The organism is Amycolatopsis sp. NPDC049691 (assembly GCF_040675005.1).
Classification (GTDB): Bacteria; Actinomycetota; Actinomycetes; order Mycobacteriales; family Pseudonocardiaceae; genus Amycolatopsis.
On record NZ_JBFANX010000001.1, the window covers coordinates 277,364 to 297,492 of the forward strand.

The 20,129-nt window shown below is 71.3% G+C and carries 19 protein-coding genes; 11 read left to right on the forward strand and 8 right to left on the reverse strand.

What is annotated here, in order from left to right:
• Window positions 1-132 precede the first annotated feature (132 nt).
• From AB0J40_RS01380 to AB0J40_RS01395, 4 genes are all read left to right on the forward strand, one after another.
• Window positions 133-615 carry a helix-turn-helix transcriptional regulator gene (locus tag AB0J40_RS01380; RefSeq protein ID WP_364445927.1) on the forward strand — a complete coding sequence of 161 codons (483 nt, stop codon included), beginning with the start codon at window positions 133-135 and terminating at the stop codon, window positions 613-615.
• A 123-nt stretch (window positions 616-738) separates the two neighbouring features.
• Window positions 739-1,647, forward strand: a complete 909-nt coding sequence (locus AB0J40_RS01385) for a lytic murein transglycosylase (RefSeq protein WP_364445929.1) — start codon at window positions 739-741, stop codon at window positions 1,645-1,647.
• 109 nt (window positions 1,648-1,756) lie between these two features.
• Complete coding sequence (locus AB0J40_RS01390) at window positions 1,757-2,110, forward strand: hypothetical protein (RefSeq protein WP_364447258.1); 354 nt, start codon at window positions 1,757-1,759, stop codon at window positions 2,108-2,110.
• Between the two features lie 11 nt (window positions 2,111-2,121).
• Window positions 2,122-2,466, forward strand: a complete 345-nt coding sequence (locus tag AB0J40_RS01395) for a DUF3817 domain-containing protein (RefSeq protein WP_284741204.1) — start codon at window positions 2,122-2,124, stop codon at window positions 2,464-2,466.
• On the opposite strand, the gene AB0J40_RS01400 is transcribed toward AB0J40_RS01395, so the two are convergent.
• Window positions 2,444-3,868 (reverse strand): MFS transporter, encoded by a 1,425-nt coding sequence (locus tag AB0J40_RS01400; protein ID WP_364445931.1) that lies wholly within the window; start codon window positions 3,866-3,868, stop codon window positions 2,444-2,446. The genes AB0J40_RS01395 and AB0J40_RS01400 overlap by 23 nt on opposite strands.
• Window positions 3,869-4,004: 136 nt before the next feature.
• Here AB0J40_RS01400 and AB0J40_RS01405 point away from each other — a divergent pair, with 136 nt between their 5' ends.
• Entirely contained in the window at window positions 4,005-4,565 is a 561-nt protein-coding gene (locus AB0J40_RS01405; protein WP_364445932.1) for a TetR/AcrR family transcriptional regulator, read from the forward strand.
• Between the two features lie 19 nt (window positions 4,566-4,584).
• Here AB0J40_RS01405 and AB0J40_RS01410 read toward each other — a convergent pair whose 3' ends face one another.
• Together AB0J40_RS01410 and AB0J40_RS01415 are read right to left on the reverse strand one after the other, a co-directional pair.
• A complete protein-coding gene (locus AB0J40_RS01410) occupies window positions 4,585-6,177 on the reverse strand; it encodes a cation acetate symporter (RefSeq protein ID WP_364445934.1) in 1,593 nt (530 codons plus the stop codon).
• Window positions 6,174-6,611, reverse strand: coding sequence for a DUF485 domain-containing protein (locus AB0J40_RS01415; RefSeq protein WP_364445935.1), 438 nt, complete (start codon window positions 6,609-6,611; stop codon window positions 6,174-6,176). Before AB0J40_RS01415 ends, AB0J40_RS01410 begins: the two co-directional genes overlap by 4 nt.
• 1,003 nt (window positions 6,612-7,614) lie before the next feature.
• Here AB0J40_RS01415 and AB0J40_RS01420 point away from each other — a divergent pair.
• The 4 genes from AB0J40_RS01420 to AB0J40_RS01435 are packed head-to-tail and all read left to right on the forward strand — an operon-like array spanning window position 7,615 to window position 12,976.
• Window positions 7,615-11,211, forward strand: a complete 3,597-nt coding sequence (locus AB0J40_RS01420) for a nitrate- and nitrite sensing domain-containing protein (protein ID WP_364447261.1) — start codon at window positions 7,615-7,617, stop codon at window positions 11,209-11,211.
• Entirely contained in the window at window positions 11,208-11,660 is a 453-nt protein-coding gene (locus tag AB0J40_RS01425; RefSeq protein WP_004561253.1) for a roadblock/LC7 domain-containing protein, read from the forward strand. The genes AB0J40_RS01420 and AB0J40_RS01425 overlap by 4 nt, the downstream gene beginning before the upstream one ends.
• Window positions 11,661-11,667: 7 nt before the next feature.
• Window positions 11,668-12,384 carry a DUF742 domain-containing protein gene (locus AB0J40_RS01430; protein ID WP_364445936.1) on the forward strand — a complete coding sequence of 239 codons (717 nt, stop codon included), beginning with the start codon at window positions 11,668-11,670 and terminating at the stop codon, window positions 12,382-12,384.
• Window positions 12,365-12,976 carry an ATP/GTP-binding protein gene (locus AB0J40_RS01435; RefSeq protein ID WP_257922501.1) on the forward strand — a complete coding sequence of 204 codons (612 nt, stop codon included), beginning with the start codon at window positions 12,365-12,367 and terminating at the stop codon, window positions 12,974-12,976. Before AB0J40_RS01430 ends, AB0J40_RS01435 begins: the two co-directional genes overlap by 20 nt.
• 40 nt (window positions 12,977-13,016) lie before the next feature.
• On the opposite strand, the gene AB0J40_RS01440 is transcribed toward AB0J40_RS01435, so the two are convergent.
• From AB0J40_RS01440 to AB0J40_RS01455, 4 genes are all read right to left on the reverse strand, one after another.
• On the reverse strand, window positions 13,017-13,577 hold the full coding sequence (locus tag AB0J40_RS01440; protein WP_364445938.1) for a dihydrofolate reductase family protein: 561 nt from the start codon (window positions 13,575-13,577) through the stop codon (window positions 13,017-13,019).
• A 75-nt stretch (window positions 13,578-13,652) separates the two neighbouring features.
• Window positions 13,653-14,303: a DUF899 domain-containing protein gene (locus AB0J40_RS01445; protein WP_364445941.1), complete on the reverse strand. Its 651-nt coding sequence runs from the start codon at window positions 14,301-14,303 to the stop codon at window positions 13,653-13,655.
• A complete protein-coding gene (locus AB0J40_RS01450; protein ID WP_364445943.1) occupies window positions 14,300-14,731 on the reverse strand; it encodes an SRPBCC domain-containing protein in 432 nt (143 codons plus the stop codon). Before AB0J40_RS01450 ends, AB0J40_RS01445 begins: the two co-directional genes overlap by 4 nt.
• Window positions 14,724-15,053, reverse strand: coding sequence for a metalloregulator ArsR/SmtB family transcription factor (locus tag AB0J40_RS01455; protein ID WP_364445945.1), 330 nt, complete (start codon window positions 15,051-15,053; stop codon window positions 14,724-14,726). Before AB0J40_RS01455 ends, AB0J40_RS01450 begins: the two co-directional genes overlap by 8 nt.
• Before the next feature lie 138 nt (window positions 15,054-15,191).
• Between AB0J40_RS01455 and icmF the strand changes: the two genes are divergently transcribed.
• Complete coding sequence (icmF, locus tag AB0J40_RS01460) at window positions 15,192-18,425, forward strand: fused isobutyryl-CoA mutase/GTPase IcmF (RefSeq protein ID WP_364445947.1); 3,234 nt, start codon at window positions 15,192-15,194, stop codon at window positions 18,423-18,425.
• On the opposite strand, the gene AB0J40_RS01465 is transcribed toward icmF, so the two are convergent.
• Window positions 18,422-19,105, reverse strand: a complete 684-nt coding sequence (locus AB0J40_RS01465) for a class I SAM-dependent methyltransferase (protein ID WP_364445950.1) — start codon at window positions 19,103-19,105, stop codon at window positions 18,422-18,424. The genes icmF and AB0J40_RS01465 overlap by 4 nt on opposite strands.
• A 76-nt stretch (window positions 19,106-19,181) precedes the next feature.
• Between AB0J40_RS01465 and AB0J40_RS01470 the strand changes: the two genes are divergently transcribed.
• Window positions 19,182-20,012: an LLM class F420-dependent oxidoreductase gene (locus tag AB0J40_RS01470; RefSeq protein ID WP_364445952.1), complete on the forward strand. Its 831-nt coding sequence runs from the start codon at window positions 19,182-19,184 to the stop codon at window positions 20,010-20,012.
• Window positions 20,013-20,129: the final 117 nt, after the last annotated feature.

Sequence of the window (20,129 nt, forward strand, 5' to 3'; positions counted from 1 at the left end):
GGTTCGCGATCCCCCCGAGAACCCCGGTACGCAGGCAGTTTCCACTCAGCAAGGTGCAGGTTGGTGCGTGCGGCACCACCGCGTGGGACAGGTGTCAGGGCCTGTCCGTCGGGGACCTACAAGGAGGCAGGGATGACCGGAGATCCCGGAGTGGACGCGCTGATCCGGCAGTGGGCGGCCGAGCGCGAGCAGACCCCCGAAGAGCAGGAGGTCGACCGCATCGCGTCCGCGTGGCTGGCCGACGCGCCGGCGCAGGCCCCGGGCATCCCCGGCCAGCGAGCCCGGACCGGGCAGTCGCGGTTCGTCCCCGTGGAGTCCGCCGACCCCGGCTACCTCGCCGCGATGCGCAGCAGGCTGCCGGACGTGCCCGAAGAGCTCCTCACCGCCGCCGCGGGCTGGTGGCAGATGGTCGGCGGCGTCGCCGAGGCCGAGGAGTGGTGGGACGCCGGCATCAGCCCGCTCGACCAGCGGGCCCTCGACTACCGGGCGGCCGGGCTCGCGCCGTCCGACCTGAGCCGCCGGCTCGGGCCGATGACCGTCCTGCAGCACCTGCGCCGCGGCAGCGCCCCGGCCTGGTGCGTCGCGCGGCTCGCGCGGCAGCAGAAGTCCGCCTGACGAGACGTTTTCCACACGGCCGGGTGAACCGGCGCGGTGAGACGATGGCGACGACCCGCGTAACGCTAACCTGCGCGGGCTCGTTGACACTTCGTCGACACCACGCTGGAGGACCGGAGTTTCGTGCGCACGAGTAGCGGAAAGACCGAGGACGACCCGATCGACGATTCCGTCGAGGAAGCCGCCCCCGCCGCGCCGGCGCCGCGCTCGTCCGGTGTGGCCGTGCTCACCCGGCTGGTCGTGGTCCTCGCCGTGCTGGCCGTGGCCGGCGGCGGGGTCTGGCTCGTGACCCGAGCGTCGACGCCGGAGGCGAGTCCCCTCACCACCGAAATCCCCGCCCTGCAGGTCAAGGCGGCCGACGTCCGGCCGGGGTCGGTCGCGCCGGCCGGTGGCGCGGTCGCGGGCGGGGCCGAGCAGCAGACGTCACCCCAGCAGGCCCGCAGCACCGGTCCGGCGACGCTCTCGCAGTGGGCGAGCCAGGTCGCGGCGGCGTCCGGCGTGCCGGCGCGGGCACTGCAGGCGTACGGCAACGCGGAGCTGGCGATGCGCGCCGACCAGCCGAAGTGCCGGATCTCCTGGGCGACGCTGGCCGGCATCGGCCGGATCGAGTCGAACCACGGCCAGTACGCGGGCGCGGTCCTCGGCGCGGACGGCCGCCCGTCCAAGCCGATCATCGGCGTCCCGCTCGACGGGTCGGCGGGCGTCCAGGCGATCGGCGACACCGACGGCGGCCGCTATGACGGCGATGCGGGCGTGGACCGCGCGGTCGGCCCGATGCAGTTCATCCCCGGCACGTGGCGCAAGTGGGCCTCGGACGGCAACGGCGACGGCCTCGGCGACCCCCAGCAGATCGACGACGCGGCCCTGGCGGCGGCTCGTTACCTCTGCGCGGGCGGGCGGGACATGGCGAGCCCGAGCGGGTGGTGGGCCGGGATCCTGTCGTACAACAACTCGACTGAGTACGCGCAGAAGGTGTTCGGGCTGGCGGACGGGTACGCGAAGGCGGCCCAGTCGGTGCGCAAGCAGGGCTGAGAGCGGGGCCACCCCGGTCGCGGTCGGCCACCACCCCTCAGCCGCTCAGTGCTAGCGTCGGAGCGTGCCAGCTTCTCCGCCACCGGTCGCGTCCCCCTGGGGGCGGCGGATCGCGATCGTCGCGACCTGCCTGGTGAGCCTGCTCGTCTGCTGCGGGCTCGCCTGGTGGCAGTGGGACCGCTTCACCTCCGCGAACGGCACCTTCCAGAACCTCGGCTACGTCCTGCAGTGGCCGCTGTTCGGGCTGTTCCCCGCCTTCATGTTCTGGCGGATCCGCAAGCTGCGGCTGAAGGCCGAGGCCGACGGCACCGCCGACGAGAAGCCGAAGCCCGCCCCCGTCGCCGAGGTGCCCGCTCCCCGTCCCCGCCCGGACACCCCGGTCACGGACGAGGACGAAGAGCTGGCCGCGTACAACCGGTACCTGCGCGAGCTGAACGCCCGCGACCAGCAGGCCGCAGAGTGAAGGACGACCCGATGACCACCAGCACCGAAGGTGCCGCGCAGACCGCGGTGCCGCTCACCGGCCCCCTGGTCCGGTTCCGCACCGCCGCCTACGTCACCGGCGTCGGCCTGCTCGGCCTGTGCTTCGTGATGGTGCTGCGGTACGGCTTCGACAACCCGACGCCGTCCGCGGTGTACTCGCCGATCCACGGCGTCCTCTACATGATCTACCTGGTGCTGACCATCGACCTGGCGATCAAGGCCCGCTGGTCGATCAAGGGCACCGTGCTGGTGCTGCTGGCCGGCTGCGTCCCGTTCGTCTCGTTCCTCGTCGAGCGCCGGGTGACGCACAAGGTCAAGGCCGGGCAGAAGCTGTAGCCCGCCGGAACGTCAGCGCCACCAGGACCGTGCCCGCGGCGAACACCGCCGCCGTGGCGAACGCCGACGTCATCCCGTCGACGACGAGCTGGTTGCCCGTCGCGGCCGACGACCGGGTCACCGAGCCGAACACGGTGATCAGCACGCCGAGGCCCAGGGTGCTGCCGACCTGCTGCATCGTCTGCAGCACGCCACCCGCGGCGCCCGCGTCCTCCGTCGGCACCGTGGCCATCACGATCACGTTGAGCGGCGCGAACGCCAACCCGCCGCCGAAGCCCATCAGCAGCAGCGGCCCGAGCAGCGCCGGGAAGTACGAGCTGTCCGTGGTGAGCATCGCCAGCCAGCCGACCCCGGCCAGCATCAGCAGGGACCCCGTGACGGAGAGGGGCTTCGGCCCGTAGCGGGGGAGCAGCCGCGGCACGAGCCGGCTCATCGTGAAGATCAGCGCCGCCATCGGCAGGAACGCGAACCCGGTGGCCAGCGCGGCGAAGTGCCGGATGTCCTGCATGAACTGGGTGAGGAAGAAGAACATCGACATCATCGCCATCGGCCCGAGGAAGAAGTTGACGTAGGCCGCGCTGCGGTTGCGGTCGGCGAACAGCCGCAGCGGGACCAGCGGCATCGCCGTGCGGGCCTCGATGGCGACGAAGCCGGCCAGCAGCGCGAGGCCGGCCGCGAGCGAGCCGAGCGTCACCGGGTTGCCCCAGCCGTCGGACGCGGCGTGGGTGAAGGCGAACACGAGCGAGCCGACGCCGAGGGTTCCGGTGACCGCGCCGGGCAGGTCGAGGTGCGCCCGCCGGCGTTCGGGCTCCGGCACGAACCGCGGGGCCAGCAGCACGATCGCCAGGCCGAACGGGACGTTGATGAACAGCGCCGCGCGCCACGAGATCCACTCGGTGAGCAGGCCGCCGACGATCAGGCCGATGGCGAAGCCGCCGCTGGACATCGCGGAGAACAGGGACAGGGCGCGGACGCGGGCCTTGGCTTCGGTGAACGTCGTCGTGACCAGCGCCAGGGTGCTCGGGCCCGCCATGGCGGCGCCGACGCCCTGCAGGACGCGGGCGGCGATGAGCAGCGCGGCCGAGCCGGCGAGGCCGCCGGCCAGCGACGCGACGGTGAACAGGGCGGTGCCCGCCACGAACATCCGGCGCCTGCCGAACAGGTCGCCCGCCCGGCCGCCGAGCAGCAGCAGGCCGCCGAAGACGAGGCTGTAGGCCGTCATCACCCAGGACAGGCCGGTGGGGGTGAACCCCAGGTCGGCCTGGATGCGCGGCAACGCGACGTTCATGACGGTCGCGTCGAGGATGAGCATGAGCTGGCAGGTCAGGATGATGGCCAGGACCAGCCCGCTGCGGCGCGCCGGGGCAGGCGCGACCGCACGGTGGATCGTCTGCTGGGACAAGAGATACTCCCCCGAGGAGTAAGAGAGCGAAGCGGAGAATTTCTCCGCTTGCGTGCGATCCGATAATATGGAGAGCGTCTCCGGATGCGCAAGTGAATTCGGAGAATCTCTCCGGTTGAGTGGCGAGGAGGCCGGGATGCCGGGTGCGGGCTCGGAGCGTCCGATGCGCGCGGACGCGCGGCGCAACTACGAACGCATCGTCGCGACGGCGAAGGACCTCTTCACCGCGCAGGGGGCCGACGTGCCGCTGGACGACGTGGCGAAGAAGGCCGGCGTCGGCGCGGGCACGCTGTACCGGCACTTCCCGACGCGGGAGAAGCTGTTCGAAGCGGTCTACCGCGACGAGATCGAGACGCTCGCCGACCGCGCGTACGTCCTGCACGACGAGCTGCCGCCGTGGGAGGCCCTCGAGGCCTGGCTGGGGGAGCAGGTCACCTGGGTCGTGGAGCGGCACAAGCTCGCCACGATCCTCAAGGAGTCGATCGACTCGGGCTCGGAGACCTTCCAGTACTGCCAGGTCCGGCTGCGCGAGGCGGTCGGGGTGCTGGTCGACGCGGCCGCCGGGCTGATCCGGCCCGACGTCGCGGGGCCCGACGTGCTCCGGCTCGGGCACGGCGCCGGGATGGCCGTGCGCAACTGCAGCCCGGAGGACGGCAAGCGCGTGCTGGACGTGATCCTGGACGGCCTGCGCGCGTGACGCAGGCCGTCCGCGGGGATCAGCTGCCGATCCCGGTGAGGGACCGGACCTCCATCTCCGCGTGCTTGTCCGCGTCCGCCTTCGACCGGCCGACGAAGGTGCCGACGAACCCGCAGAGGAACGAGAACGGGATCGACACCAGGCCCGGGTTCTTCAGCGGGAACCAGGCGAAGTCGATGCTCTTGAAGATCGAGTCCGGCGCACCGGAGACGACCGGGGAGAACAGCACCAGCACCAGGCACGCGATCAGGCCGCCGTAGATGCCCCACAGCGTGCCGGTGGTGTTGAACCGCTTCCAGAACAGGGAGTACAGCAGCGTCGAGAGGTTCGCCGACGCCGCCACCGCGAACGCCAGCGCCACCAGGAACGCGATGTTCTGCCCGTTGGCCAGCACGCCGCCGACGATGGCCAGCGCCCCGACCACGATCGCGGTCAGCCGCGCCACCCGGACCTCGTCCGCCGGTTCCGCCTTGCCGTGCTTGAAGATGTTCGCGTAGACGTCGTGGGCGAAGGACGCCGACGCGGTGATCGTCAGCCCGGCCACGACCGCGAGGATCGTCGCGAAGGCCACCGCGGCGATGATGCCGAGCAGCAGCGTCCCGCCGACGTGCAGCGCCAGCAGCGGGGCCGCCGAGTTCTCCCCGCCGGGCGCGGCCTTGATCTCGTCCGCGCCGACGAGCGCCGCCGCGCCGAAGCCGATCACCAGCGTGCACAGGTAGAAGAGGAACATGCACGCCGTCGCCCAGACGACGCTTCGCCGCGCTTCGCGGGAGTTCGGCACGGTGTAGAAGCGCATCAGCACGTGCGGCAGCGCTGCCGCGCCGAGCACCAGCGCCAGCGCGAGCGACACGAAGTCGAGCTTGGTGGTGCCGTTCTTGCCGTACGAGCCGCCCGGCTCGAGGAGCTTGTCGCCCAGCGGGCTGTTCTCCGCCGCCGAGGAGAGCAGGTTCGAGAACGAGAAGCCGAACTTGCCGAACAGGAACACCGTCAGCAGCGCGCCGCACAGCAGCAGGATCGTCGCCTTGATGATCTGCACCCACGTGGTGCCCTTCATCCCGCCGACCAGCACGTACAGCACCATGACCAGCCCGACGACGCCGATCACCAGCGCTTGGCCGAGCTTGGAGTGCACGTTGAGCAGCAGTGCGACCAGGCCGCCGGCGCCCGCCATCTGCGCCAGCATGTAGAAGAAGGAGATGACCAGCGTCGACGTCGCCGCGGCCGCGCGGACCGGGCGCTGCTTCATCCGGAAGCTCAGGACGTCGCCCATCGTGAACCGGCCGGTGTTGCGCAGCAGCTCGGCGATCAGCAGCAGGTCGACCAGCCAGGCGACGAGGAACCCGATCGAGTAGAGGAAGCCGTCGTAGCCGTGCATCGCGATCGCGCCGGCGATCCCGAGGAACGACGCGGCCGACAGGAAGTCGCCCGAGAGCGCGATGCCGTTCTGGCGGCCGGTGAAGGCGCTTCCCGCGGCGTAGTAGTCGGCCGTCGAGGAGTTCCGGGAGCTGGCCCGGTAGACGACGTAGAGCGTGATCGCCACGAACAGGGCGAACACGGCCGTGTTGACGAGGGGGTTGCTGGCCGGCGTGCCCTCGGCGGCGAGCGCGGTCATCGGCGGGTCCCTTCCGGCAGGCCCGCGCGGGCCCGCAGCTCGGCGACGCGCGGGTCGACCTGGCGGCGCGCGTAGCGGAGGTAGAGCCAGGTGACCAGCGCGGTGCTGGCGAACTGGCCGATGCCGAGCACGATGCCGACGTTGACCTGACCGAACACCTTGCGGCTCATGAAGTCGTGGGCGTACGCCGCCAGCAGCACGTACGTCATGTACCAGGCGAAGAAGGCGAAGCTCATCGGGAAGACGAAGGCGCGGAACCGCCGTCGCAGCGAGACGAACTCGGGGCTGGCCTGGATCCCGGCGTAGTCGGGACCCGTCGGGGGAGCGGGGCGTCGGTGCTGGGCGCCGGACGGGCGGTCTCCGGTGAACAGGGCCGGCAGCTGGCCGGTCTCCTCCATCGGGTTGCCCGCCGCGGGACGCGCGACGTCGTACATGGGTGCCTCCGGCAGAGTGCCTCCGTGGTGGCGGGCCCCGGAACACCTGCTGGCAGGGGTGCCGGGCCGCCCTTGCGGACTGCGAGGCGAACATCGTAACTAGGCCGTCCGGCGGACACCGGAGGCGGCCGGTCGATCTCCCCGTGCGGAAGAGGTGGTATTCGTTTTCCCGTCGAAAGCGTCGAATCCCGCTTCGCTACGTGATCACGGGCAGATCACCCGTCAAGATGAAAAGAATTGTGACTCGACGTTGTCGCGTCCGGCCTAGGCTGCGGCAAACGGGTTAATCATCTTGGACGATCGTCCAAAGCGATCACCCAGCGTGGCGGAAGTACGGGCTGTCGCGCCGGAGAGTGTCGCTCTCGAGTGGGCGTGGCGGGGGAGATCCACTGGTCAGGCTGCGGTCTCGAAAGAAATCACCAGGTCGGGGCGTGTCGATGCGGAACGCCACAACATCGGGCACATCTTGAGACTTGACCCACCCGATGGGGGTACAGAGTGTAGATCGTCCGAGGTACTATGCTGCCCTGCATGGGCTAATCGGGTGACGGCCGGATGCCCGGGTGAGACGCGTCCGGTAACCGGAATTCCCTCTTCGGGGGCAGCGAGGTCGAATGTCGAGGGCAGTTCCCGGCCCGGAAAGCACTTTTCGCAGGTCAGCGCCCGGGCGGGGAACAAAATTGACCGGCCGGGCTCCGGGGGTACGATTCTTTGGCCCAGCTGACCACAGCGATCGATTGGCACCGATAAAGTTGATCTCGACGACCGTGCAGAACGCATCTTGCGCCGTGCACGTGCACAGTCCCTTGCACGGGACCTCGGGACGGTGCCCGCGCGCGGTCGGCCGGGCGGCCGGGGCCGAGCGAGGGGACCGGGGACGCGGCAGGGCGCGGGCGGCACGGCCGTCCGCCCGCCCGCCGCGAGCCGGGACACCGCGCCGCCGACGCGGATCCATGACGCCGGACAGGGAGTCACTCACGTGACCGTTGCAGGAGAAGGTCAGGTGCCCGTGGGGGAGCTGCTCGGCCGAGCACCCCGGCGGTCCAAGGGGAAGGACGCGTGGCGCGCCCTCGTGCGCTGGCGCGACTGGAGCCTGCCCGTCAAGCTTTCGGCCGTCACCGTCGTCCCCATCGTCCTCGCGCTGGTCCTCGGCGTCACGACGATCGCGGCGCAGGTCGGCCGCTCGGACGAGTACCAGCGGCTCGACCGGCTCGTCGCGCTGGGCGGCCAGACGCGCGCGCTCGTCGGCGCGCTGCAGCAGGAGCGCACGGTCACCGCGGCGATGCTGACCGAGGGCACCGTCGGCGGCACGCCCGAGCTGGCCGCGGCCCGCAAGGCCACGGACGCCGCGGCCGGGCCGTTCACCGCGGCGCAGGCCCGCGCGGCCGACGCCGAGCCCGGCGTGGCCGGCGCCGCCGGCGCGGCCACCGCGCAGGTCAACAACCTCGGCTTCCTCCGCCGCCAGGTCGACGGCGGGCAGCTCGACCCGGCCCAGGCCGTCACCGCCTACTCCGGGGTCACCGGGTCGCTGATCAGCCTCGACACCGCGGCGACCGCGGGCGAGGGCGACGGCACCCTCGGCGGCACGCCCGCCGGGCTGCACGAGCTGCTGGTCGCGGGCGAGCAGGTGTCGCTCAGCCAGGCGATGGTCTCCTACGGCATCGCGCGCGCCGCGCTGACGCCGAGCGAGCTGGCCACGCTGCGCGCCGCCGAGCTGCGGCTGGCCGACCGGCTCGTCGACTTCCGGTCCGCGGCCGGCGACACGCTGCAGCGCGACTTCGCGGCGATCGCCGAGGGCAAGCAGGCGCAGAGCCGGGCCCGGATGGTCGAGACCGTGCTGAACGCGCAGCCCAACGCGGTCGACGACGCCTTCCGCGCCCTGTCGGCGGCCGACTGGAACGCCGCGTCCACGGGGATGCGCACCGAGATCAGCCAGGTCGCCGACCGGCTCGGCGCGTCGGCTTCGGCGACGTCGGCGCGGCTGGTCGACGAAGCCAGCAGCGGCGCGGGCCTGCTCGCGGTGCTGCTGTTCGCCGCGATGGTGCTCGCCGTCGCGGTCGTCTTCCTCATCACCCGCCAGCTGCTGCGTTCGCTGAAGGCGTTGCGGCGCAGCGCCCTCGACGTCGCCGAGACCGCGCTGCCCGAAGCGGTCCGCAACATCCAGGAGGGCCGCGCGCAGGGCACGGACATCGTGCCGGTGCCGGTGCGGACCGACGACGAAGTCGGCGAGGTGGCGCGGGCCTTCGACAAGGTGCACCACCAGGCGCTGCGGCTGGCGACCGAGCAGGCCGCGATGCGCACCGGCTTCGGCAGCGTCTTCGTCAACCTGTCGCGGCGCAGCCAGAGCCTGGTGCAGCGGCAGCTGCAGCTGATCGAGCAGCTGGAGCGCGACGAGGAGGACGCCGACCAGCTCGCGACGCTGTTCCAGCTCGACCACCTCGCCACCCGGATGCGGCGCAACAACGAGAACCTGATGGTGCTGTCCGGCGCCGAGCCGGGCCGCCGGTCCGGCAAGCCGGTCGGCACCACCGACATGCTCCGCGCCGCGGTCTCGGAGATCGAGCAGTACCAGCGGGTCCAGGTCCAGCCGCCGCCCCCGGCCCGGATCGTCGGGTACGCCGCGAGCGACCTGATGCGCCTGGTCGCCGAGCTGCTGGACAACGCGACGGCGTTCTCCGCGCCGGAGACGTCGGTGACGGTCGCTTCGCGGCTGGGCGAGGACGGCTCGCTCAACGTCGACATCCTCGACAAGGGCATCGGCATGAACGAGGCCGAGGTCGCCGAGGCGAACACGCGGCTGACCGAGGCCGGGTCGGTCGACCTGGCCACCTCGCGCCGGATGGGCCTGTTCGTCGTCGGCCGGCTGGCCAGCAGGCACCGGATCGGGGTGTCGCTGCACGGCGGCAAGGACATCGTCGGCGTCCGCGCGACGGTCGTCGTGCCGCCGGAGCTGGTGATGCCGGTGACCGACGGCCCGCTGACCGGCCCGATCGGCGCCCTGCAGCAGCACCCGACGAGCCCCGCGGCGGGCAACCAGCTGCCGCGCCGCCAGGTCAACGGCCACTCCCGGCCGCGGCCGGTGGTCCCGCAGCAGCCGGCGATGGGGGAGGAGCGCTGGCCGTCGGCGAGCGACCTCGCCGGGCTGACGAACGGCCACGGCCCCGCCGAGCGCCCGCCGTCGGACCTGGAGATTTCGGGGACGGCGCTGTTCGCCCCGCTGCCGAAGGACGACGACGCCCCGCCGCCGCGGCCGACGCTGCCCGCCGTGCTCCCGGTGCCGGACCCGCCGCGGGCGGGCGACCTGCCGTCGGGCAAGGACCTGTTCTCCGCCAACGAGACGACGTTGAGCGACTGGTGGCGCCAGGCGACCGCGAAGCCGGAGCCCGCCCCGGCGCCCAAGCGGGCCCCGGACCCCTCGGAGACGACGCCGATCTTCGACGAGATGCTGTCGGCGTGGTTCCGCGAGGACAAGCCGGCGACGCCGGAAGAGCCGGCGGCCGCGGAGGAGCCCGCCGCCGCGGAAGAGGTGCGCAGCTGGGACTTCGCCAGCGACGAGAACTTCCGCACGGTCCAGGCGGTCACGAAGGCGGAGCCGACGGCGTTCACCGAGAAGGGGCTGCCCCGCCGCCGGCGCGGCGAGCAGCTGCTGCCGGGCAGCGCGACCCCGTCCCCGGCAGCCCCGGCACCGGCCCCGGCGAGGTCCGACCTCCCGGTCCGCGACCCGGCGGACGTCCGTGGGCGGTTGAGCAGCTTCCAGCAGGGCGTGACCCGGGGACGCCAGCAGGCTCGCCAGGCGGCGGCCAACCAGCAGGCCTCCGGGCAGCCCGCGGCCCGGCCGGAGGCTTCGGCACAGTCGGCACCGGCCGCGCCGGCGGAGGAGTCGTTCGCGCAGGGCTCCCAGTCGGGTGCGCTGCCGCAACTGGACCGGCCCGCGGCCGCGCCGAACGCGCTGCCCCGGCGAGGACAGCAGGGAGCCGCACCGCAGCAGCCTGCCGGCTCGGCGAACGGGCTGCCGCAGCCGAACGCGCTCCACCAGCCCGCACAGCCGGCCGACCAGCCCCCCGCTTCGCCGGAGTCCGGCGAAGCCGCCGCGCGGCCGGAGCCAGGGCCGTTGCCGAGCAGGCAGCCGCGGCCGACGCGTCAGGCGCCGGCCCCCGAGGGGACGGACCAGCCGGCCGTCCTCCAGGAGTCCGGTCAGCTGCCCGACCTGGGCCGGCCCGCCGCGGCGCCGTCGACCCTGCCCTCCCGACGTGGCTCCGCTCCTGCCCCCGAAACCCCGGCTCCGCGCAGCGAAGAGACCGTCGTCGAGGCCACCGCCGAGTGGAACTTCGGGACCGATGAGGGCTGGCGGGCGGTGCAAGCGGTGTCCCAGTCGGCACCCGCCACCTTCACTTCGGCAGGATTGCCCCGGCGCCGTCGTGGGGAGCAGCTGCTTCCGGGCAGCGCCGGACCGCCCACCGGGGCCACGGCCCCCCGACCACAACGGGACGCACACGACGTGCGCGGCCGCCTGCGCAGCTTCCAGCAGGGCATCGAGCGCGGGCGCCACCGCACCGCTCGGGCGACCGAGACCAACCACGAGACACTGGAGGGTGAATGACCTCGCCGAGTAGCGCGCAGCCGACGCAGAATCAGTTCGGCTGGCTGGTGAACGACTTCGCGGAGCGGGTGCCCGGCGTGGCGCACGCCGTGGTCGTCTCGGCGGACGGCCTGCTGCTGACCGCGTCGAACCGGCTCCCGCTCGACCGGGCCGACCAGCTCGCCGCGGTCGCCTCCGGCCTGGTCAGCCTCACCCAGGGCGCGGCCCGGTGCTTCGAGGCCGGCGCGGTCAACGAGACCGTCGTCGAGATGGAGCTGGGGATCATGGTGCTGATGTCGATCAGCGACGGGTCCTGCCTCGCCGTGCTCGCCGCCCCCAACTGCGACATCGGCCAGGTCGCCTACGAGATGACCATGCTCGTCGATCGCGTCGGTCAGATCCTCACCCCGGAACTGCGCGCCCAGCTTCAGGGCTCCGGGGGGTCGCTGATCGGCGAACCGGTGGGATGATGGCGCGATGAGCACGGGGTCCGGATTCGACGGCGAACCTCCCGAGGGGCACTACCCCGCCGGGCGCGGGGACGACGGCACGTTCGCCGACGTCCTGAACGGGTTCACGCTGGATTCCGGCCGTGCCCGCCGGAAGCGCAAGAAGAGCAAGGAGTCCCCGCCACCCCCGGCCGCCGGTGCGCACGCGGCCGCGGAACCGCCGGCGCCCGCGCCGTCGGCCGACCAAGGAGATCGTGTGACCTCTTTAGTCTCGCCCCCCGGCAGTACCGACGGGGACAGTCCCAGGCCGGGCGGGCTGTTCGACCCCGGCCCGCCCAGCGGCGAGTTCGTCATGCCCGCGGTGTTCGAGCAGCCGCCCGCGCCCGAGGACCTGACGGCGATCGTCCGGCCCTACGCTTTGACCGGCGGCCGCACCCGGGCGAACTACGCCCTGGAGCTGGAGACACTGATCTCCGCGAAGGACTACGCTGCCACCGGTGGCTTCCCCGAGGTGGCCGCGGAGCAGATCGAGTGCATCTCGATCATGGAAGAGTGCCGGACCCCCCGTTCGGTCGCCGAGATCGTGTCGGCCCTGCGGGTGCCGCTGGGGGTGGCCCGGGTGCTGATCAGCGACGCGGCCGACGCGGGGCTGGTCACGGTGCACAAGACGATAACGGGCAATGACGGCGCCGAGGCACATCTGGTGTTGATGGAAAGGGTTTTGAGTGGACTCCGTCGGCTTTAAGGCACCGCGGGACACCGCGCCCCCGACCATGACATCCGCCAAGATCGTGGTGGCTGGTGGCTTCGGAGCGGGGAAGACGACCTTCGTCGGGTCGGTGTCGGAGATCGTGCCGCTCACCACCGAGGCGATGATGACCGACGCGAGCGTCGGCGTCGACAACCTCGACCACACGCCGGGCAAGGCGACGACCACGGTCGCGATGGACTTCGGCCGCGTGTCGCTGGACGCGGACCTGATCCTGTACCTGTTCGGCACGCCGGGGCAGCAGCGGTTCTGGTTCATGTGGGACGACCTGGTCCGCGGCGCGATCGGCGCGGTCGTGCTGGCCGACACGCGCCGGCTGGCCGACTCGTTCGCCCCGATCGACTTCTTCGAGGACCGGGGCCTGCCGTACATCGTCGGCATCAACACGTTCGACGGCGTGCTGGAGCACGACATCAACGACGTGCGCGAGGCCCTGTCGATCGACCCGAACATCCCGATCGTCCGCTGCGACGCCCGGGACCGCGAGTCGACGAAGCAGACGCTGATCACGCTGGTCGAGTACGCGATGCGCCAGTGGATCGCGCTGCGGGCGGCCAAGTCCCGCTGACGCCGTCAGGGCCCGGGGGAAGCCCCGGGCCCGGCCCGGCTCAGGCGCGCCGGAAGCGCAGCAGCACCACGCGGCCGTCGAACGTGCGCGACTCCACCAGCTCCAACCCGAGCCGCGCGGTGCCGTCGGCGAACGGGCGCTTGCCGCCGCCCAGGACGACCGGGTGGACGAACACCAGGTACTCGTCGATCAGGCCGTCGGCCGTCAGCGCGGCCGCCAGCTCCGCGCCGCCCATGAGCAGCACGTCCTTGCCCGGCTCGGCCTTCAGAGACGCGACCACCTCGGGCAGCGCGCCCCCGACGACCCGCGTGTTCCAGTCGGCCTTCTCCAGCGTCCGCGAGAACACGATCTTCGGCGTCTCCCGCCACACGGGGGCGAACGCGATGTCGTGCGGGTGGTCGGAGACCGTCTCGGCGGTCGGCCAGAACCCCGCCATCATGTCCCAGACCTTCCGCCCGTAGGCGAACTCGCCGCAGCGTTCGGTCATCTCCTGCGAATGCCCGGACAGCTCCGGTCCCATGACCGGCCAGTCGAACTCGCCGTTCGGGCCCTCGACGCAGCCGTCGAGCGACGTGTGGACCATGTAGACGATGTCGCGCATTTCCGCTCCTCCTGATGGGTGTCACCGGGAGGTCGGAGCCGCGGGCGAAGACCGGACACTCCCGCCCGGAAATCTTCAGTATTCGTCGTGGCGGCGCCACCAGGAACTCGGCGCGTCGTCGCCGTGACCGTTCTCTTCCCACGCTTCCTGGCGCCCCAGCGGCGTGATGTCGAGGTAGCGGTGCGAGGCCAGGAACATCTCGCCGCCCCGGCCGGAGGTGAAGTACGTCCGGTAGACGTCGTCGCCGTCGCGGAGGAACACGCTGACGCCGAAGCCCGTGCCGACGCCGCAGTCTTCGGTGAAGCCGGTGCCGTGCGCCGACACCCACGGCACGTCCCAGCCCATCCGCGTCCGGTACCGCTCGATCTCCGGCAGCGTCGCCGGCGCGACGATCTTCAGCGTGACGTCGCGGGCGTGCAGGTGCGCCAGGTGCGGCAGGTTGTCGACGATCAGGGAGCAGCCGGGGCAGCCCGCCTCGTCGCCGGGGTGCAGCATGAAGTGGTAGACGATCAGCTGGCGGCGGCCGTCGAAGAGGCCAAGCAGGCTGACCGGTCCGTCGGCGCCGGCGAACTCGTACTTCGCGTCGAAGCGGACCATCGGCAGCCGGCGGCGCTCGGCGGCGAGCCGGTCGCCGGCTTTCATGTGGGCCTTCTCCCGGACGAGCAGCGCGTCGCGCGCGGCCTGCCATTCCTCCGGCGAGACGATCTCGGGCAGGGTGGCGGTCATCGGGCGTCCTTTCCTCGGATGAAGCCGGTCAGGTCCTCGAAGCTGGAGGTCCAGCCCTCCTCGTGACCGTCGCGTTCGGCGGCGGTCGGGAAGCCGGTCTGGGTGAAGGTCATCTCGGTCTTGCCCCCGAGGTCGGCGAAGCCGATCGTCACGAGCGTCTCGTGGCCCTGGGCTTCCCAGGCGAAGGTGAACACGAGCCGGCCGGGGGCGTCGGCTTCCCGGTAGACGCCGTGCATCCAGTGGTCCTCGCCGTCGGGGGAGTGGATGCAGGCGCGCCAGCGGCCGCCGGGGCGCGGGTCGGCGGTGACGGCGGAGCAGGTGAAGCCCCGCGGACCGAACCAGCTCGCCAGGTGGTCCGGGTCGGTCCAGGCGGCGTAGACGAGTTCGCGCGGGGCGTCGAAGAAGCGCGTGATGGTCAGGTCAGGCATCGCCGGTCAGCTTCCTCAAGTGGTCTTCGAGGCGGTCGAACCCGCCGTCCCAGAAGCGGCGGTAGGTCGCGACCCAGTCGGCGACGTCTTCCAGGGGTTTCGCCTCCAGCCGGCAGGGCCGCCACTGGCGCGTGCGGCCGCGGGTGATCAGCCCGGCCTGTTCGAGCACCTTCAGGTGCCGCGAAACCGCGGGCAGGCTCATCGTGAACGGTTCGGCGAGCTCGTTGACGGTCGCCTCGCCCGCCGAAAGCCGGGCGAGGATGGCGCGCCGGGTCGGGTCGGCGAGGGCGGCGAACGTGCGGCTCAGCTGGTCAGTCGTCATTTCAGCACCTTGTTAATTAACGGACTGGTTAAACATAGCGCCGATCAGGGGGCTGTCAAGTTCTCCTGGAGTGCCCCTGAGATCCGTGTCACGGGTCCTCGGGTTTCCAATAGTAGGAAGCCAAAGTATTTTGGAGGGATGAGCAGCGAGCTGTACCGCCCCGTGCACCCCGTCCGCTTCGTCACCGCGTCGAGCCTCTTCGACGGGCACGACGCGTCGATCAACATCATGCGGCGGATCCTGCAGTCCCAGGGCGCGGAGGTGGTCCACCTCGGCCACAACCGGTCGGTCGACGAGGTCGCCACCGCGGCCATCGCCGAGGACGTCCAGGGGGTCGCCATCTCGGCTTACCAGGGCGGGCACGTCGAGTACTTCTCCTACCTGGTCGAGCTGCTGCGCGAGCGCGGCGCCGGCCACATCAAGGTCTTCGGCGGCGGGGGCGGGGTGATCGTGCGCGAGGAGATCGAGCTGCTGCACTCGCGCGGCGTCGCCCGCATCTTCTCGCCCGAGGACGGCTACGAGATGGGCCTGCCGGGCATGATCAACATGATGATCAAGGCCTGCGACACCGATCTCGCGGCCGAGTCCCCCGCGCTGGACAAGGTGCTCTCCGGCGACGTCGCCTCGCTATCGCGCGTCATCACCCAGCTGCAGGCCGAGAAGCTGCCCGCCGACCTGCTGAGCGGCATCACCGAGGCCGCGGGCAAGCGGGCGGTGCCGGTGCTCGGCATCACCGGCACCGGCGGCTCGGGCAAGTCGTCGCTCACCGACGAGCTGATCCGTCGCTTCCGCCTCGACCAGGAGGACAAGCTGCGGATCGCGGTGCTCGCCGTCGACCCGTCGCGGCGCAAGGGCGGCGGCGCGCTGCTCGGCGACCGCATCCGGATGAACTGCCTGGACGGCTCGCCGGTCTACTTCCGCTCGCTGGCCACGCGCACGACGTCGGGGGAGATCCCGGCCGGGCTCAGCGAATCGATCCTGGCCTGCAAGGCGGCCGGGTTCGACCTGGTGATCGTCGAGACGCCGGGCATCGGCCAGGGCGACGCCGGCATCGTCGACTTCGTCGACAACTCGCTGTACGTGATGACGCCGGAGTTCGGCGCCGCGTCGCAGCTGGAGAAGATCGACATGCTCGACTTCGCCGACGTCGTCGCGATCAACAAGTTCGAGCGCCGCGGCGCCGAAGACGCCCGCCGGGACGTCGCGCGTCAGCTGGTGCGCAACCGCGAGGCCTTCTCCTCGGCGCCCGAAGATATGCCGGTCTACGGCACGAGCGCCGCCAAGTTCAACGACGACGGCGTCACCGCGCTGTACCAGCACCTGCGGGGCATGCTCGCCGAGCGCGGCCTGACCGTCTCGGCCGGCACGCTGCCGAAGGTCGAGGGCAAGGTGTCGACCGACGCGTCGACGATCATCCCGGGCAACCGGTCCCGCTACCTGGCGGAGATCTCCGAGACCGTACGCGGGTACCACGCGAAGACCGAACAGCAGGTCGCCGCGGTCCGCAAGCGCGAGGCGCTGGCGCTGGCGAAGGCCGAACTGTCCAAGGTGGACGCCTCGACCGACGCGCTCGACGGCCTGCTCGCCGCGGCCGAGTCCGATGTGGACGGCGAGTCGACAAAGCTCCTCGAGCGGTTCAAGGCGCTGGCCGAGGAGTACCGCCAGGACGAGCTGGTCGTCAAGATCCGCGACAAGGAGCTGCGCACGCAGCTGTGGCGCGACACGCTGTCCGGCAACCGGATCCCGCGCGTCGCCCTGCCGCGGTACGCCGAATCCGGCGAGCTGCTGTCGTTCCTGCGCCGCGAGAACCTGCCGGGCTACTTCCCGTACACGGCCGGGGTTTTCCCGTTCAAGCGCGAGGGCGAGGACCCGGCGCGGATGTTCGCCGGCGAGGGCGACGCCTTCCGCACCAACCGCCGCTTCAAGCTGCTCTCGGCCGACTCCGAGGCGAAGCGGCTCTCGACGGCGTTCGACTCCGTGACCCTCTACGGCCACGACCCCGACACGCGCCCGGACATCTACGGCAAGGTCGGCACGTCCGGCGTCTCGATCGCGTCGCTGGAGGACATGAAGGTCCTCTACGACGGCTTCGACCTGACCGCGCCGAACACCTCGGTGTCGATGACGATCAACGGCCCGGCGCCGACGATCCTGGCGTTCTTCCTCAACACCGCGATCGACCAGAAGCTCGACGAGTTCAAGGCGGAGCACGGGCGTGAGCCGTCCGACGCCGAGGCCGCCGAGTTGCGCGAATGGGCGCTTCGCAATGTCCGGGGGACGGTCCAGGCCGACATCCTCAAGGAGGACCAGGGCCAGAACACCTGCATCTTCTCCACCGAGTTCAGCCTCCGGATGATGGCCGACATCCAGGAGTGGTTCATCGAGCACGGCGTCCGCAACTTCTACTCGGTGTCCATCTCCGGCTACCACATCGCCGAGGCCGGGGCGAACCCGATCTCGCAGCTGGCGTTCACGCTGTCCAACGGCTTCACCTACGTCGAGTCGTACCTGGCGCGGGGCATGGACATCGACGACTTCGCGCCGAACCTGTCGTTCTTCTTCTCCAACGGCATGGACGCGGAGTACTCGGTGCTCGGCCGGGTGGCGCGCCGGATCTGGGCCGTGGCCATGCGCGAGCGCTACGGCGCGAACGAGCGGTCTCAGAAGCTCAAGTACCACGTCCAGACGTCCGGGCGGTCGCTGCACGCGCAGGAGATGAGCTTCAACGACATCCGCACGACGCTGCAGGCGCTCTGCGCGCTGTACGACAACGCGAACTCCCTGCACACCAACGCCTTCGACGAGGCGATCACCACGCCGTCGGAGTCGTCGGTGCGCCGCGCGATGGCCATCCAGATGATCATCAACAAGGAGTGGGGCCTGTCGAAGAACGAGAACCCGCTGCAGGGCTCGTTCGTCATCGACGAGCTGACCGACCTGGTCGAGGAGGCCGTGCTGGCCGAGTTCGACCGGATCAGCGAGCGCGGCGGCGTCCTCGGCGCGATGGAGACCGGCTACCAGCGCGGCAAGATCCAGGACGAGTCGATCCTCTACGAGCGCAAGAAGCACGACGGCTCGCTGCCGATCATCGGCGTCAACACCTTCCGCAACCCGCGCGAGGGCGAGGACGACGTGGAGGTCGAGCTCGCGCGGGCCACGGAGGACGAGAAGAAGTCCCAGCTGGCGCGGCTGGCGGACTTCCAGCGCCGCCACCACGAGGTGGCCCAGCAGGCGCTGAAGGACCTGCGCGAGGCGGCCACCCGCGGCGGCAACCTGTTCGGGGTGCTGATGGACGCCGCGCGGGTGTGCTCGCTCGGTCAGATCACGGAGGCGTTCTTCGAGGTCGGCGGCCAGTACCGGCGCAACGTCTAGCGCCGGACCGCCTTCAGCTGCCAGACCGGGACCAGGACCCGGCCGTCCTTGTCGGTGTCCAGGCGATCCAGCTCGGCCGGGTCCTGGTCCAGGATCATCCGCACGCTCTGCCGCAGCTCCTCCGGCGTCATCGACGTCGTGTAGACGGTCGGCTCGAGGCGTTCGATCGTCCAGTCCTTGCCGACGGTCTCCCGCAGGTTGGCTTCGGTGATCAGGTACGGCGCCGGGAACGCGTCGGGCACCTCGGGGGAGAAGGCGAACAGGTGCAGCGTCGCGCCCGGCCGGGTCGCGCGGGTCAGAGCCGCGAGGTACTGACGTCGCTGGTCCTCGGACAGGCAGTGGTACAGCGCGCTGTCGAGGACCGTGTCGAAGCGGCCTTCGTAGCCTTCGAGCTTGGTCGCATCGGCCACCGCGAAGGTGACGCCCGGCGCCCGCGTCCGCGCCTGCTCGATGGCCGACGGCGCGCCGTCCAGCCCGGTGACCCGCAGGCCGCGCGAGGCGAGGAACGCCGAGTTGTCGCCGAGGCCGCACCCGATGTCGAGCACGTCGCCGGTGAACTCGCCGGCGTCGGCCAGCGCGACGACCGCGGGCTGCGGCGCGCCGAGGTCCCACGGCATCTTGCGGCCCATCGGGGTGGTGCCCCGGTACAGCTGTTCGAAGTCGACGTCCTGTACGTCCATGACTGCCCCCTTATTCAACAGATGATGAGATGACTTCATCCTGCACCCCGTGTCAACCCGGTGGTAGTCGTTGAGTATGGAATTCGGGATCTCGACGTTCGTGACCGACGAAGGCATCCGGCCGGACGTGCTGGGCGTGGCGCTGGAGGAACGCGGCTTCGGCTCGCTCTTCCTGGCCGAGCACTCGCACATCCCCGTCAGCCGGGAAACCCCTTACCCCGGCGGGGGCGACCTGCCGCGGGTGTACTACCGCACGCTCGACCCGTTCGTGGCGCTCAGCGCGGCGGCCGTGGCGACGTCGGAACTGCTGCTCGGCACCGGGATCGCGCTGCTGCCCCAGCGCGACCTGATCCACACGGCCAAGGAGGTCGCGTCCCTGGACCTCGTCTCCGACGGGCGGGTCCTGTTCGGCGTCGGCGTCGGCTGGAACCGCGAGGAGATGCGCAACCACGGCACCGACCCGAAGACCCGCGGCGCGCTGATGGACGAGCAGCTGGCGGCGCTGAAGGAGATCTGGACGAAGGACGAGGCCGAGTTCCACGGCCGGCACATCGACCTCGACCCGATCTTCAGCTGGCCGAAGCCGGTCCAGAAGCCGCACGTGCCGATCTACATCGGCGGCGAGAGCGAAGCGGCGCTGAACCGCCTCGCCAAGTACGGCGACGGCTGGCTGCTTCGCGGCTTCACGAAGTACGAGGAGGCGAAGCGCGTCCGGGGCTGGCTGGCCGACCAGGGGCGTGACAACGTCCAGTTCGCGGTGTTCGGCGGCCCGACGACGCCGAAGGTGATCGACGGCTTCCGCGAGGCCGGCGTCGAGCGCTACACGTTCCTGCTGGACACGCTGCCCGAGTCGGAGACGCTGAAGGCGCTCGACGAGCTGGCCAAGGTGGCCGCCGCGCACCGCTGACCGGCCAGGGGCCCCTCCGGCCCGCCATCGCTTCGACGATGCCGTCGCGGCCGTGCGGCTTCGGGGCGAGCGCGCGGCCGGCGTCGGTGACGTGGGCCGGCACACGACCGCGCGTCC